Source organism: Corynebacterium haematomassiliense, from assembly GCF_013978595.1.
In the GTDB taxonomy this organism is placed as follows: domain Bacteria; phylum Actinomycetota; class Actinomycetes; order Mycobacteriales; family Mycobacteriaceae; genus Corynebacterium; species Corynebacterium lehmanniae.
In genome coordinates this window covers 1,367,759-1,383,251 of sequence record NZ_JACDTZ010000001.1, presented here as the reverse complement: position 1 = coordinate 1,383,251, position 15,493 = coordinate 1,367,759, and the positions used below count along the sequence as shown (strand labels likewise).

General features: G+C 62.8%; 12 protein-coding genes. 10 read left to right on the top strand and 2 right to left on the bottom strand.

Annotated features, from left to right (window positions below):
• Nucleotides 1-33: 33 nt before the first annotated feature.
• From H0193_RS06675 to H0193_RS06655, 5 genes are all read left to right on the top strand, one after another.
• Nucleotides 34-834, top strand: a complete 801-nt coding sequence (locus tag H0193_RS06675) for a class C sortase (protein WP_375713418.1) — start codon at nucleotides 34-36, stop codon at nucleotides 832-834.
• The gene (locus H0193_RS06670; RefSeq protein ID WP_181889106.1) at nucleotides 834-1,757 is read left to right on the top strand and encodes a prealbumin-like fold domain-containing protein; all 924 of its coding nucleotides are present in this window, start codon (nucleotides 834-836) and stop codon (nucleotides 1,755-1,757) included. The genes H0193_RS06675 and H0193_RS06670 overlap by 1 nt, the downstream gene beginning before the upstream one ends.
• A gap of 111 nt (nucleotides 1,758-1,868) precedes the next feature.
• Nucleotides 1,869-4,892 (top strand): DUF6923 family protein, encoded by a 3,024-nt coding sequence (locus tag H0193_RS06665; RefSeq protein WP_181889105.1) that lies wholly within the window; start codon nucleotides 1,869-1,871, stop codon nucleotides 4,890-4,892.
• 94 nt (nucleotides 4,893-4,986) lie between these two features.
• The gene (locus H0193_RS06660) at nucleotides 4,987-6,657 is read left to right on the top strand and encodes a metallophosphoesterase family protein (protein ID WP_338026616.1); all 1,671 of its coding nucleotides are present in this window, start codon (nucleotides 4,987-4,989) and stop codon (nucleotides 6,655-6,657) included.
• 72 nt (nucleotides 6,658-6,729) lie between these two features.
• Complete coding sequence (locus H0193_RS06655) at nucleotides 6,730-7,239, top strand: hypothetical protein (protein WP_181889103.1); 510 nt, start codon at nucleotides 6,730-6,732, stop codon at nucleotides 7,237-7,239.
• A gap of 2 nt (nucleotides 7,240-7,241) precedes the next feature.
• On the opposite strand, the gene H0193_RS12455 is transcribed toward H0193_RS06655, so the two are convergent.
• Nucleotides 7,242-7,565: a helix-turn-helix transcriptional regulator gene (locus H0193_RS12455; protein WP_181889102.1), complete on the bottom strand. Its 324-nt coding sequence runs from the start codon at nucleotides 7,563-7,565 to the stop codon at nucleotides 7,242-7,244.
• A gap of 244 nt (nucleotides 7,566-7,809) precedes the next feature.
• On the opposite strand from H0193_RS12455, the gene H0193_RS06645 reads away from it, so the two are divergent.
• From H0193_RS06645 to H0193_RS06625, 5 genes are all read left to right on the top strand, one after another.
• Nucleotides 7,810-8,319: a hypothetical protein gene (locus H0193_RS06645; RefSeq protein ID WP_181889101.1), complete on the top strand. Its 510-nt coding sequence runs from the start codon at nucleotides 7,810-7,812 to the stop codon at nucleotides 8,317-8,319.
• A gap of 83 nt (nucleotides 8,320-8,402) precedes the next feature.
• Nucleotides 8,403-9,080, top strand: a complete 678-nt coding sequence (locus H0193_RS06640; RefSeq protein WP_181889100.1) for a hypothetical protein — start codon at nucleotides 8,403-8,405, stop codon at nucleotides 9,078-9,080.
• An 84-nt stretch (nucleotides 9,081-9,164) separates the two neighbouring features.
• A complete protein-coding gene (locus H0193_RS06635) occupies nucleotides 9,165-9,896 on the top strand; it encodes a sortase family protein (RefSeq protein WP_181889099.1) in 732 nt (243 codons plus the stop codon).
• Between the two features lie 135 nt (nucleotides 9,897-10,031).
• Entirely contained in the window at nucleotides 10,032-10,901 is an 870-nt protein-coding gene (locus H0193_RS06630) for a hypothetical protein (protein WP_181889098.1), read from the top strand.
• A gap of 588 nt (nucleotides 10,902-11,489) precedes the next feature.
• Entirely contained in the window at nucleotides 11,490-11,633 is a 144-nt protein-coding gene (locus H0193_RS06625; RefSeq protein WP_181889097.1) for a type II toxin-antitoxin system TacA family antitoxin, read from the top strand.
• Nucleotides 11,634-11,676: 43 nt separating this feature from the next.
• Here the strand turns inward: H0193_RS06625 and H0193_RS06620 are convergent, their stop codons facing one another.
• The gene (locus H0193_RS06620; RefSeq protein WP_181889096.1) at nucleotides 11,677-15,471 is read right to left on the bottom strand and encodes a Pls/PosA family non-ribosomal peptide synthetase; all 3,795 of its coding nucleotides are present in this window, start codon (nucleotides 15,469-15,471) and stop codon (nucleotides 11,677-11,679) included.
• Between the last annotated feature and the right edge of the window lie 22 nt (nucleotides 15,472-15,493).

Sequence of the window (15,493 nt, the reverse complement as noted above, 5' to 3'; positions counted from 1 at the left end):
GTCCTCATCATCCTCGTCGGCCTGGCGGTACTGATGTACCCGGTGGTTGCTACTCAGCTGAATAACCGCGTGCAAGAACAAGTAGCGAAAACATACGAAGACCAGCTCGAGGCGGCACCGCCGGAGCAGGTCAACCGTGCGTACGAGGCTGCGGTCGCCTACAACCGCGCGCATACCGACGGTCCGATTCTGGACCCCTGGCTTGCGCGCATCAGCGAAGACAACGCCGAGTACAAAGCGTATGAGGCGCAGTTGGCGGGGGTGTCAGCGATGTCGCAGTTAGCCATCCCGTCGATTGACGTGCGTCTACCCGTCTACCACGGCACCAGCGAAAACACCCTGCAGAAGGGCCTCGGCCACCTGTATGGCTCGGCGCTGCCCACCGGCGGCGAGGGCTTTCACTCCGTGATCACCGGCCACACCGGGCTGACTACGGCATCGCTTTTTGACGACCTCGCGGACGTCGAAGTCGGCGATGCAGTCTACGTCTCCACGTTCGGCGAGCGCATGAAGTACAAGGTGTACGACATCGAGATCGTCCTCCCCGACGAGACCGACAGCCTGGGTGCCGAGCCCGGCCGCGACCTGCTCACGCTGATCACGTGCACCCCGTACGGCATCAACACCCACCGCCTGCTCGTGCACGCCGAGCGCGTGCCGATGGATCCGGACGAAGCGCAGATTCTCGACGAATCCACGTCCACCTTCCAGTGGTGGATGTGGGCCCTCGGCGGCGTTTCCCTGCTGGTGCTGCTGGCGCTGATCTGGTGGATCATCCGCGAGAAGAAGAAAAGCGACCGCAAGGACGCCATGACTAGAGAGGTTCTGTCCTAATGCGCACTTCGAAGTTTGTGGCGGCGCTCGGCGCGGCGTCAGTCCTTGCGTGCGGGTTCTTCGGCCCCGCTGCCGATGCGAAGGTGATCAGCGGCAACGACCGCGACATCCCCGCAGCGAGCGTGGACACCACCCAGCCGATCTCGTTGGTGGTGAAGAAAGCAGCGACGAACCCGTACGACGATGTGCCGGCAGGGGAGAAGCCGCCGGCCATCGCCGGTGCGACGTTCAAGTTGTCGTTGGTCAAGGGCGTGGATGTCACCACGGATGAAGGGCGCGCGGGTGCCAAGAAGCTTTCGCTTGACGACGCTAAAGCCAAAGGCCTCACCCCAATCGCCACCACGCAGACGAGCGAGAAGGGTGCAGCCGGCTTCGACAACCTGAAGCCCGGGCTTTACCTGCTGGAGGAAGACGCCCCGGACGACGGGCACGAGTACCACGTGTCCAGCCCACAGCTGATCATCCTCCCGCTCGGTGACGTGCGTGGCACCCAGTTCAAGTATGAGAACGTGGTGGTGACCAAGTGGGACGGCAGCGACGGTGGCGAGCCGCCGACCTCTACCCCGACGCCGTCACCATCGACGTCGACGACGACGGAGCGCACGACCGAGAACACCACGGAGAAGACCACCGAGACCTCCACAGAGCGCACCACGGAGTTCACCCCGGTCGAGTCCACGATCACCTCCACCATGCCTAACGGCTCGACCACGGTGATCACCACCCGGCCGTCGACGTACGTGACCACCCAGCCGAACGGTTCTGTCACCACGGTGACGCAGCCGCCGGCGGATAAGGAACGCAGCGGCGACCTGGCCTACACCGGCGCGAATGTCCTGTGGGCGGCGGGCCTGGGCGGCCTGCTGATCCTGGTCGGGTTCTTCCTGGCCCGAGGCAGCAAAAACGAAGAGCAATCACGGTAAGACAGCGGATTTAGGAAAACGATTATGCGAAACATCTTGAAGCCTGCAGCGCGAACTGCTAGCTCGCGCACGCGTCGCTCGCTCCGTGGCATCGCTGCCGTGGTTGCCTCCGTGGCGCTTGCCGCTGGTCTGGGTTCGTACCCGGTGGACGCGCAGGAGACCAGCGCCGAAACCACGACGAGTGCGACGGCCGAGACCGTAGCTTCCACGACGACTACGGCGGAGACGCCTACTTCTGCTCAAGCGTCTTCCGAGGCGCCTAAGCCGGTCGTGGTCGAGCCGAACTCTGTGACGGTCGAGCGCGACGGCGATGTTGACCACATCACCATCCGCGACACCGACGACAACCCGTGGGACTCCGGGCGCAAGGCGTCTGACGAGTACATCTGGGGTGTGAAGCGCATTGGCGACGGCGATATCACCCGCATTGTGAAGGTTGTCGCTGACGGCGAGGAGCTGGACCCGCAGTACTTCGGCTACGTCAACGGCGAGGGCTTCGACGTCATCGGCATCGACGAGGACGCCTTCTGGACGATTCCGCCGATGAAGCTCGAGATCGAGGTCGAAACCACCGAGGCCGGCGAGTACGCGATTGCGGAACCGGATGAGGTTCCGACGGCACGCGAACTTTCGGAGACCGGGTACGGACGCATCGACCAAGCCGCCGCCACCGTGAATCCGGAGGGCGCGGGGATGGCGCGTGCGAGCGTTAGCGGCTATTCGGACTCTTCGCTTGACGTCGAGAATCTGCAAGTGACTTTCCCGAATTCGAATCCGCATCTCGAGTTCACCATTGATGAAAGTACGCGAAATTACAGAATAACCAGGGTAAGGGTGAGCAAGAAGAAAGATAATTCAGACACCGTTGACATTGCTGGCCCTCTCCGGATGAGTGTCGTCAGGGATGGAAAGCTTATCTATTCCCGAACGCTTGATAAGGCCAATTTAGATTTCAGGCGTCTTAACTCTGCCAACAAGTCGTACGAGACTGAGTTTGAGTTGGTGCCTAACTATGAAGACGTCGTGTTGAGCTCCGGGGACGTTGTGCAACTCGATCTTTCAGGACCTGGAAAGGGGACCTACGATGTACGAATGTGGGGCAACCAAGTGTACTACAAGTGCCCTGCAGAAAGTTTCGTGAACGACCCGAAACCAGCTCGAACGTTGACGCCCGAGGAGCAGGCGGGAACTCGCATCTACGTTTCTACGTCGGAAGATGCTAACGGAGGGACAACTGATCGTGGGAAAATGGTCCGAACTGTACTAAACCTTGAGAAGCAGGGATCCGATAAATTCCAGCAGTTGGGTAAGAGCGAGTGGATCTACAACGCGCTGGCCTATAACCCCGCGGATAACTGGCTTTATGCGGTCAGTCAGTACCGGGGAGCCGACAAAGATTGCTTCCCCGCTGCACACCTTCTTCAAATCAACCCGCTGTCGGGTGCAGTGACCAATCTAGGTCCCTTGACCGGAGTGACTCTTCCGAATGAAGGCGCGACCAAGAATAACGACGCAGAACTTCTGAACTCCGGTGTCATCTATAACGGCTATCTGTACGTATCAAACTCCGCAACTTCGGGTACTAGACAGCTCTACAGAGTCGCCCTGCCCGACAACCAGAAATTTTCTACGGGGCTACCCCCGGTGGAAAAGATGACCAACAATGGCAATGCAGTGCTAGCCCTTTCCGAGGACTATGCCCAGCTTGCATCCGCGCCAAATTATGCCTGGGGTCTAGTCAGTACGGGCGCGTACAACGCCAAACCCGGACTTAGCCTTCCTAACGGGGTTCCCGTTATGGAGCGAATCAATCTAGATACAGGTGAAATTGATTACTATGAAGTGAAGGGTGAGCGTGCAGAGGCTCTCAATGGAGAGAAACTTAAGGTTCAAACCACCTGGGGAAAAGCTTGGACATACGGAAACGGTAATCTAGGTTTCGGTGTGGGTGGAAAAAGCAACAGCTCCGTCAAAACCGTTCAGATTAGTATTCAGTACCCCGATAATCCGGTTATCCGAGTCGAACAGCTTCTCGATGAAGCCCCATTTTCGTATAACACTGATGCGGCAAGTAACGGCCTGCAGTACCCCACGCCTGAAAGCGATCTGTCTGTGAGGAAAGTGCGACTTTCACCAGATGACCCAGAGACGGCTCAAGATTACGCGCAATTGAGTAACCTGCCGGACGCTGAAAAGTACAGCGACATTTGGCGTATTGAGGTTAGAAATGGTCGCACATACAATTCGGGATCTACACTCATCGAGAACCTACCCGAGGTGTACGAGCCGGGAACGTTTGGCCTGGTCGGAACGGCGGCGTCCGAAGGGCAAAGCCAAAACATCAGAAACCCGAAATCTTACAGAAAGTATGCAGGCGAAGGCTACGTATTCCAGATCGGTTTGCCGGAAATGCAGCCAAATGCGTGGTTGAGGCTGTACGTGCGAGCAAACTCAACGACGGGCAAATGTGGCCCGAATCTCGCGGAAATTGTGAATAACGACAAGGATTCGAACCCGGGGAACAACTCTTCGGAAGCAGCTTGCCCTAAGCCGGAACCTGAAAAGGTCGCTTTTGAAATCAAGAAAGTCGATTCAGGCGGAGGTCAAGTGCCTTTAAACGGTGCGGAGTTTGTGCTGTTTGACGTTACAGCCGACAATAATGGAGTTCTAGATGAAAACGAAATGAATTGGGACCGCTCAACGTGGCAATCCGACCCCAATGTATTTATTTTCGAAGACAGTGCTTCAGGAATCTATAAGGCAGTGGATGGGTTGGAGATCGGAAGGATTTACCGTCTGTTCGAGACCCGATCCCCGTTAGCCGCCGACGGCTCTAGGTATAGCCTTCTGACCGCGCCCATAGTCTTCCGCATTAGTGCAGCGGAGGATGGTAAATCCGTCGAGTTTCTCGAGGACAGGAACGGCATTGAATCCTGGTCGTCTACTCCACCGATCGCGGTCCCTTCAGTGAAGATTGACGGACTTTCAGCATCGATGGAACTTGCCAACGTTAGGCAAGGAAATCTCCCTGCCACGGGCGGGCACGGGGTCGGCGCTCACGCGCTATTCGGCGCGATTCTCCTGTTGATCGGTGCGATTGTGGCAAGGAGAAACTCTCTAGCGCGCCTGACGTAACCCACCGACAGTATTCAAACCCAGTGCCCACATGGCGAGCAGCTCGTTGCGCCTTCTGTCGTGCTCGGGTTCAATCGATTGGCGCCGTCTTCCTGTGGCGCCCCGCTTCACTTATTTCCAGAGCTTCGACGGGGTGGACAACCCCGCCCACTTCACGCACGACTTGCCGGACGGCTGGTCGCAGGACGTCGAGGGCGTGTCCTCCGGCGAGGCCCGCTGGAACGGCTGGACCGTCTCGGATGTGCGCCACTGGACCTGGGCCGCCGGCACCGACGAGCGCCACTTTTTCACCCAGGGGCACGACCAGTTCGCCATCATCGATTCGAAGCAGCAGCGCCTCGCCGAGTGCGACTCCATGGATGCGCGCATGACCACCGAGCCGATCGACGTCGCCGGCCAGAGCAAGGTCGCCCTCGAGTTCGACCAGCACTACCGGCAGGGTAAGAAGGGCCAAACCGCACTGGTTGCGGTGGGGTTCGATGGTGGGGAACCGGAGGTCGTCGATAGGCTAACTAGCAACCGTTACTCCTCCCACGAGTACTTCGAGCTCGACGTGCCGGAAGGTGCGAAGACGATGCAGGTGACGTTTAGCTACCTCGGCGGCAACGACGACTACTGGTGGGCCGTGGACAACGTCGCGGTGCGCGCGCCGTTCACCCAGGCCGCGGAGAAGCCGAACACCGTCATCGACGTCATCTCCGATACGCAGGACGACCCGGAGGACTTCAAGCTGGCCGTCCGGCGCCTCAACGCCATGCCGGAGAAGGCGGGCGCGCTGGTGATCAACGGCGACCTGGTGGATAACGGCAGCCAGGAGCAGTGGGACAAGTTCCTCGCCGCGCGCAAGGAGGTCCCGCATGATTCGGGCGTGGAGCTGTGGACTATCGGCAACCACGAGATGTACGGCAAGGAATCCTCGGAGGTGCACATGCAGCGCTTCCTCAAATACTCCGGGCAGGACAAGCCGTGGAACGAGGTGGTGGTGGACGGCACGCCGCTGATCTCCATCAACACGGAGTACTACTCGGACGTCGACCGCGACGGCAAGGAGCCGTTCCAGCGCATCTCCGCCGAGCAGCTGCAGTGGTTGGACGAGCGCCTCGCGCACTGGGATAAGCAGGGCGTGACCGCGCTGGTGTTCACGCACCCGCTGCTGCCGGGGACGGTGTCCATGAGCCATTCCGCCTGGTACCAGAACGATTTTGAGGACGAGCAGGCCATCTCCGACGTGCTGTCCAAGTACAACGACATCGTGGCGTTTACCAGCCACTCGCATTCCTCGCTGAAGCAGAACAACTGGTGGGGCACCAGGCGTTACGACGGCACCCCGCAAGGCGCCATCGGCTTTCCCGTGGTCAACACCGGCGCGATCCTCAACGAGTACTTGCCGGACGGCGACCACGACGAGGAGATTGTGGATGACAAGGCCGCTACCGGCCTGCGCGTGAAGGTCTACGACGATCGCATCCGCGTCGAGGCCTGGGACTTCAAGGACGGCCATAGCCTGCTCAACCCCGACGGCGAGGCGAAGATGATTAAGTACCAGGACTTTGCCAAGCAGCACCGCCTATCGACGCCTCCGGTGCAGCCCCCGGCAGAGCCCACCCCGGAGGCAGATGCTGATTCCGTTTCGGTGGAGGGATCCTCTGCCGGTGCGAAGGCCGCCCTGGTCATCGGCATCGTGGCCGCGCTCGGCGGGGCCTTCGCGTTCGTCGCCTCGCAGTTCGGCGATCAGCTGCGCGGGTTGCTCCCGGGGCTCCGGTAGCGCTGAGGGGAACACTCGGCTGCGCGTCGACGCAGCGTTTGTTAAAGTTTGCCCCAACATCAAGGGGGAATGGTGGGGAAACGTAAACGGTTGAAATCGCGCGAAAGGGCTACACCGCGGCTTTCGTCCGACGCATCGCACTCGGTTGAGTTCTTCATGCGTCCTGATGATGGTGCAGTGCCGTCTCTTGAAACCTTTGCCGCGTGGCCAAATAAAGCAGCGAGGAAGCTCTTACCTGTCCTCGCTGCTGTAGCAGAGACTCCTCCGAAAAAGTTCGCTGGTGGTGGTAAGTGGGAAGCAATGCATGGCACCTGCACTGGGATGTATGAGGTGAGGGCGAGGATCGACGGCGTGCACTACCGCCTGTTCTGCGTGCTCGATGTTCTTGCGGAGAACGTGGACCGGCCACTGTTAACCGTCATCGACGCAGATTCGAAGCCGAATGGCGAGGTATTCGCGGAGAGCCGTTATGTGGAATTAAGTGAGCTTCGAGACGAGTACTTCAGGCCCGACGAAAACGGTCGGCCAGTTCGGTCTCTTGCCCCGGCTAGCCTGGTTGCGAGTTATATTGCTCGGACGTGAACCTACGAATGTGTTTCCAAGCGTTCAGCATCAGGCTCTAGCGTGAGACGTAGATTTACAGATGCTGCCAAGTCCGCGAGCGTGCCAACAGTTGGATTCACTTCACGCCCAGACGAGGTAAGCAACCGGCGAACGGAAGAGTAGGGGATGCCGGAATCCTGAGCCATGCGCTTTTTGGTGAGCCCCAGATTTTCGCGGTGCTCCTCAATCGTGTTGACGATCCGGTCGTAGGTTTGGATCCGTTTCAGCTCACGCTCATAGACTTCAGCAAACGCTGGGTCCTTCTCTGTTTGTGCCCGCAGCAGTGCGTTGAATGTATCGCTCACAGGACTCCCCCTTCTTGTCACGGTTTGTATCATTTATGGTACAGAAGTTGACGGTCTAGGGCAACGGCTTGGCATGCTTCGGGCCAGCACTGACGCGCCCACGCTCGAGCCTCCCACCGCCGAGGCCCCGCGCCGGACCGCTTGATTCCGCTGTGGGTGCAGCAGTGGGGACTAGAAAGGCGCAGCTCAAACGTTTAAGCTGAGCTCCAGTTGAGCCGGGACGCCTGAAAGGAGGGCAAGCGAGATGAGGGTTACGTTGGCGCAAGCTGCCGACTACTTTCGCGCTGATTTTGATGAGATCGCGCGTGTTGCTAAAAGCGGTTGCGTAGCGCTCGATGAGCGGGGGACTGTCAATCTCATGCTTGCCCAAGCGTTAGCGCGGTACGTGTCCGACGAGTTTGTTGAGATTTTCGGTACGGATCAGGCCTTCGTTGCCCGGGATATCGGCTTTGTTGAAGCGGAGTACTTCGACCGCGCTGATCGGCTGCTCCCGGCTGAACTCGGACTGCTAGATGCCCGTGCGATGGGGCTTGCCCCAGGAGGCCGGAGGTACGTTCAAGCAGCTGGTTTGGAAGACCTCGTCAACGCAGGAATTTTGGGGTTGAGCGATCAGACGTTGCGCGTAGGTGTCCTCGTCAGAGAGCCAGATAGCTCAGAAAAGCAAGCGCTCGCAGACGCCTACATGCTCGGGGGAGTACGTGTACAAGAAGCGGTCCGGACATACATCAGGGAGAACGCGGCGAGCGCGGCATAAGCATGATGAACGGCGTGTACCCCGGGCTACACCAGGTCGCAGCTGTGTTGGATGGTGAGGACTGGTTGCTCGTAGGTGGGGCAATGACCCAGCTGCATTGCACCTTAAATGATGTTGGCTACGGGAGATCCACGGAAGACGTGGACATCGTCGTTGATCCCATTAACAATTCGACGCTGGTCGGCGTGGCGGAAGCACTGGAGAAGGGAGGATACGAGCAAATCACGCCGCTGAGGCGAGACGGGTTTCTCCACCAGTTTCGTCACGAACAGCGACCCCGAATAGACGTGATGGGAATCGACAGCGACCGCACGCCTGACCGATGGCGCGGATACAACGTTGCGAAATGCCCTGGTTCCAAGTCAGCGCTCGGGCGATTTGCAAGCGGCACGCCGAAAGACGTGCTTGAGGTCTCGGTCAGCGAGGCGCATACGGTCAGGTTGCCTAACGTCTGGTCCGCCCTGGCGATGAAGGGCCATGCCCTTCGGCTCCCCGGTGCGAACCGGGAGCGCCACATCCAAGATGCGCTCGCCTTACTCGCGTGCGCGGATAGAACTGAGGCGAAACGAGAGCTGACAAAGTCTGAACGCGCTGGGGTAAACAAGATCCTCTCGAGCTCGTACCTGTCCGAGGTTGAAAATTGGATGCCCCTTGATCAGACGCATTGGGGCGAGGCGCTGCAAGAGATGAGACGTTTACGGCCCCAGGGGGTCATACCGGTACCACCACTGTTCCAGACCGAGATGCCACTTGGGCGATAAAAAGAACACAACCGCCCTAGGTTTCCGGCCTCTCACCGCGCGCACTACGATCGCACCCACACCGAACCGGGAAGGAGGCCTGTCATGGCGGCTCGCCATTCCCACGCGTCACGGCGCGGCAGGTCCGTGATTGGACCTTTGGTCGTCGTCACGCTGCTGGCCCTCGTATACCTGTGGTGGACCGGCAACGACCAGCCCACCGACGAGCCCGCGCCCGAACCGCCCGCCGCCGAGGCCCCCGCGCCGGCGCCGCAGCAAGAGGCGCCGTTCATCGCGGACAGCCGCCCGCTGGAGATGTACATTCCCGCGATTGGCCTGGTCGCGGACTTCGAGCCGAATGATTGTCGCGCGCACGACGGCACCATCGACCCGGCCACGCTCGACCTCGCGTGCGCGTACACCTCACCCGACCGCCCGTACGCGCTGCCGGGCTCGCAGGCCGAGGACATTGTGGTCATCGCGGGTCACACAGGTTCCGGGGTGGAAGCAGTCTTTGACAAGCTTTACGACGGCTCCGCCGACCACCACACCGTCCGCGCCGGCGACGTGCTGTACCTGCGCACCGAGGCCTCCGGCGAGGCGTGGCTGAAGTACACGGCGACGGACTTTCACGACCCGGTGAAAGCGTCACTCAGCAGCGACACCTCCATCTGGGGTGACGGCCCCACCCCTGGAAGGTTGCTGACAATCAGTTGTATCCAGCCGCCGTTCTACCAGCAGTCGGTGCGAAATGCGGTTGTGGGCTGGCAGTTTGCAGGTGTCGCCGGGCCTATCGACGGCTCCGCCGAGCCCGCCCCCGCCATCCCCCGGGGATAGCTCGCGGCGCCCATCGTGCGTGGATTTCGTATCGAACTGACAGGGTGTGTGGAGGGTCCGGTTGTAACGTAACCGCGCCACCTGGCCGATGCATTAGGTGGGTGGGATAAACAACCGAAAGTGAAGGAGCAGACAATGCGTTTGAACAAGACTGCAATCGCACTGACGACCGCCGCCGCACTTGGTGCTGGCGTAATCCCGACTGCGGGTGCTCAGGAGAGCAACGCGCCGAAGCTCGACGACGGCGTGCAGCAGGCCACCGACAGCCCGAACGATGCCGATATGAGCATCTTCGGCAACGGCACTGGCGACGGCGCCGCGCAGGCGACCGGCAACGCCCCGGAAAACCCGAACGACCAGCTGCTTCCGGGCGCCCCGGAGGGCTCGGAGCCGGCTTCGTCGAACTCCCTGGGCACGAATGAGCAGGCTGCGACCGAGACCGAAACCGCTACTGCTACCGCGACGGCCACGGAAACGGCAACGGCGGGCGACTCGGGCGCTGCCGCGGGCACTGAGGGCACCGCCACCGGCACCGCGACGGCAACTGCGACGGAGACCGCGACCGGTACCGCCACTGCCACCGCCACGCCGACCACCAAGGACAACACTGCCGCGATCGTGCTCGGCTCCCTGGGTGCACTCGCCGGCCTGGGCCTGATCATCGCCGGTGTGCAGTACTTCGTGAACAAGGACGGTGACCTGGTCAAGGACCCGAACCGCGTTGACCAGCCGGCCTCCCCGGAAGAGAAGGCCGAGTCTGAGCAGGTGAAGAAGGACCACGGCGATGAGATCGCCAAGCAGGTCGAGGCCAACGGCGGCGCCCCGGCCGCCGGCAACGCAGGCGCCGCAGCGAACGACACTGGCAACGCCGCTGCGGCGAACGGCGAGCGCGGCATGAACGCCTCCACCGGTGTGGCAGAGCTGCCCGCTGGCCTGGTCGCGCTGCTGATCCTGTCCATCGTGGGCGCTGCGGGCTACGCCTTCAGCCGCCGCGAGACGGTCTAAGGCTCTATAGCGCCGAAGTGCTCTGAGATCGTCGGCCCCGCTTTGCGATTCGTCGCAAGGCGGGGCCTTCGCTTGCCCAACCAAGTAATCTGTTGCTCATTAGGTTGATTGACCTCGGTGGAAGGAGGTGTGGTTGTGGAACGGCACTATTCGTATCCCAAATTCGCGGACTGGTTGCGCAACGAAATTCAGACCGAGAACGACCCGTCTTTCGCGGTTCGTGTGCTCAAACGGGTGGTCTCTGACATCCGAGATATACCTGAAGACGAAGAGTTTTTGCTCGCGCACTCTGCTCCACAATCGACTGGAGACACCGATTGGGATCGATTAATTAGAGCTGCAGCTGAGATGACGTACTCCGACCGATTCGCGGGATCGAAACTGGAATGGTTTGAGGAGCAGGAGGAACCTCCGCTGCAGTGGTTTTACCCAACAAGCAGGCGTTCGAGGTTTGCTTTTAACCTTGAAAGGACGCCTGCGCCGTTCCGGGATAGGAAAGTATGTCTGGGGGAAGGCAACCTCCGTACAGCCAAGGACCATGACCGGCCATGGAACTGACGAAGAAACAGCCATACACAGGAGGCAACGATGGAAGAGAAACAGATTTTCCTCTCCGAAGAGGACTTTCGCCAAGTGCAGCAGATTCTGGACGAGCCAGCTACGACGACGAAACTTCAGAAGTTGTTCGATGGAGAAAGTCCGTTCGGCAAACCGTTCAGTTTCGCGAGCTGAATCCCGGGAGCGGTGACCGCGGACGAAACCGCGCCGTAAACCCCTACTGTGGCTCCACGGGATTGCCCTGCCACACGGTCATGGCCGGCACCTCGTCGCCACGCATGACCAGCGAGCCCGGGCCCACCGTCGCGCCGGCGCCGATCGCGGACCCCGGCAGAGACACCGAATGCGCTGCCAGCGTCGCGGAGTCCAGGATCGACACTGTGTCCAGCGACATCACGCGGTCCTGGAATAGGTGCGTCTGCACCACCGTGCCCGGGCCGACCGACGCCCCGCGGCCCACCACGCACAGGTCCGTCTCCGGGAACCAGTAGGACTCGATCCACGCGCCGCGGCCGACGCGCACACCCAGGGCGCGTAGCGCCAGGTTCATCTCGCCGGCGCCGGAGGCCCAGTTGAAGAACCACGGCGCGGCGACGACCTCGACGAACTGGTCCTGCAGCTCGTTGAGCCACACGAACCAGGAGTACAGCGGGTGCTCACCCGCGCGGTGCCGCCCGACCAACACCCACTTCGCCACCACGGCGGTGAGCACGGCCAGCACGCCCACGGCCATCCACACCAGGCCGCCGAGGAGGTACGTCCAGAAGCCGAAGCGCTCCAGAAGCGTCACCACAACAGCGGCGAACACCGCCGCCAGCACGGCTTGCGTCATGGGCGCGAGCAGGCGCAGCGTCTCCACAAACCCGCGCTTGCGCATCAGCGACGCGGACGGCTTGTAGGTCGCCTCGCCGGCGGCCTCCACCTCGACGCGGCGCATGCGCTCCGGCGGCGAGCCCCACCAGTTCGAGCCCGCCTTGGACTTCTTCGGCGACGCTGACAGCACCGCCACCAGCGACTGTTTCGCCAGCTTGCGGCCGGGCGCGACCATGCCGGAGTTGCCCACGAAGGAGCGCTTGCCCACCACGGTGTGGTCGGTGCGGATCCAGCCGTCGCCGAGTTCGTAGGTGCCGACCATCGTGTCGTCGGCAAGGAATGCCCCGTCGCGCACCTCGGTCAGCTTCGGCACCATCACGGCGGTGGACACCTCGGCGCGCTCGCCGATCTGCGCGCCCAGCGACCGCAGCCACACCGGGGTGGCGAGGCCTGCGTAGATGGGGAAGTAGCGGGTGCGGGCGTCGTCCATAAGCCTGGTCACAGTCCACAGCGCCCAGCCATGCACGCTGCGCACAGGGAAGACGCCGGGCTTCACGCCTATCGACGCCACCCTCACGGCCAGCCACGTCAACAGCAAACCAGCCCCGATGTAGACCAGGCCGCCGACCGGGGCGAACACGAGCAGGCCCCACACCGACGAGGTATGCGCAATGTGAGCAAGCCCCACCGTCGCGGCGGCGCCGGCGACACCGGCAGTAGCCGGCAGCAGCGCGAGGAACAGCGACGTCAGGCCGTATCCCAGCGCCCACAGTGGTCGGCGCGGCGGGCGCTCGTCGGGGAAGCGGTGCTTGGAGCGGCCCACCTTGCGCGCGGGCGAGCCCGCCCAGCGCGAGCGCTTCTTCACGGGCTTGCGGCCGGTGACGGTGGAGCCCGGCTCCACGTGCGCGCCGTTGCGAATCTCGGTGCCGGGCATGAGCGTGGAGCGCGCGCCGACGCGCGCCTCCGCGCCGATGGACACCTCGCCGACGTGGAATTCGTCGCCGTCGAGCCACACACCCGACAGGTCCACTTCCGGCTCGATGGCGGAGCCTTCACCAATGGTGAGCAGGCCCGTCACCGGTGCGAAGGCGTGCATGTCCACGCCCTTGCCGATCTTGGCACCCAACATGCGGGCGGTGATTTTCGCGGCGTTGGCGCTGGAGATGTTCAGCGCGCCGGAGGCCGCAAGCCACCGCTCCGCCGCCCACAGGCGCACGTGCTGCGCGCCGCCGCGTGTGTACACGCCGGGCTTCACCCGCCCGCGGATCAGTCGGGCGCCCAGCGCGCCGATCGGGATGCGCCCGAACGGGGTGCACAGCACCACGAACGCGGCGGCGAGCCAGGGCCAGCTCAGCTCGGTCAGGCCCAGCAGGTTCGCCGCGATGGCCACCCAGGTCACCGCCGTGGCTGCCTTCAACGTCATCACCGGCACCATCAACGCTGTCTGCGCCACGCGGGTGCCGGCGCCGACGGGCGCTACCTCGCGTTCGCGTTTGGCGGTGCGGTTGGCAAGCGTGAGCTCGTCGATAAGCGAGGCAAGCGTTTCTAGCCTGGGGTGGTCGTAGAGGTCGCGCACCGCGATGGTGGGCACGCGCTCGCGCAGGCGGGTGATCAGCGCGGCGGCCGCGAGCGACGAGCCGCCGAGCTCGAAGAAGTCCGCGTCGCGTCCCGGCACGTCCAGGCCGAGGACCTCGACCCACTGCTCGGCCACCCACGTTTCGGTTTCGGTCAGCCCAACCGCGTCGACGCTGGCGGGCAGCGGCCACGGCAGGGCCTTCTTGTCCACCTTGCCAGAGGTGCGGATCGGCAGCTCGTCCATCACGTGCAGGCGCGGCACCAGCGCCGCGGGCATGGTGTCTGCGAGGCGCTCGCGCATCTGCTGCACGTCCAGCTCGGTGCCGTCGTTGGGGGAGACGTAGCCCACCAGCACCTTGTCGCCCGACGGCAACTCCTGCACCGCGACGGCCGAGTTGTACACGCCCTCGAGCGCCGCGACGTTGGCCTCCACCTCGCCCAGCTCGATGCGGCGCCCGCCGATCTTCACCTGGTCGTCCGCGCGGCCGATAAAGGCAAGGCCGTTGTCCGTGAGTTTGACGTGGTCGCCGGTGCGGTACGCGCGCTCCCAGTCGCCCATCGGCGCGTACTTCTCCGCGTCCTTTTCCGGGTCCAGGTAGCGGGCTAGGCCCACGCCGCCGATGATGAGTTCTCCGTCGTCGGCTACTGCCAAATCCCAGCCGTCGAGCGGCCAGCCGATGGTCACGGCCTCGCCCGGGAACAGTTGCTTCGCGCTGGCCACCACGGTCGCCTCGGTGGGGCCGTAGGTGTTCCACATCTCGCGGCCGTCCGCCAGGCGGTCGGTCAGTTCCTGCGAGCAGGCCTCGCCGCCCACGATGAGCAGGCGGATGTTGTCCAGCGCCTCCTTCGGCCACAGGCCGGCCAGCGTCGGCACCGTGGACACGACCGTGATGTCGCGGCGGATCAGCCACGGGCCCAAGTCCTGGCCGGAGCGCACCAGCGCGCGCGGGGCCGGCACCAGACATGCGCCGTGGCCCCAGGCCAGCCACATCTCCTCGCAGGACGCGTCGAAGGCCACGGACAGCCCGGCCAGCACGCGGTCGTCCGGGCCGAGCGGGTTGTCCTGGCAGAACAGGCGCGCCTCCGCGTCCACGAACGCGGCCGCCGAACGGTGCGTCACCGCCACACCTTTCGGTTTTCCTGTGGAGCCGGAGGTGAAGATGATCCAGCAGTCGTGGTCCGGGGTGACCTCGCCGAGCGGGGTCGGCTGCGCAGGCTTGAGCACCCGCAGGCCGTCGTCGGTCCAGATCGCGTCCACGTCCGCCTCTCCGAACACGGTCTCCGCGCGCTCGTCCGGGTCGTCCGCGTCCACCGGCACGTACGCGCAGCCCGCGCGCATGGTGGACAGGATCGCAAGGTAGAGCTCCCTGCTTCCCGACGTCATCCGGATCCCCACGCGGCCCCCATCACGCACGCCCATCTTGCGCATGTCGGCGGCGCGGCGCTCGATTTCCTCCACCAGTTCGGCGTAGGTGAGCACGCCGTCGTCGGCGGAGTTCGCGCCGCCGTCGTCGATGGCGGCGGCATCGGGGTGCTCGGCGGCGGTGGCCGTGAGGACGTCGATGAGCGTCCGCGCCGGCGGGGCCAGGTGGCTGCGAAGGAGGGGGTTGTCGGGCTGAGACATGCGGATAAGGCTAATAGCGCAA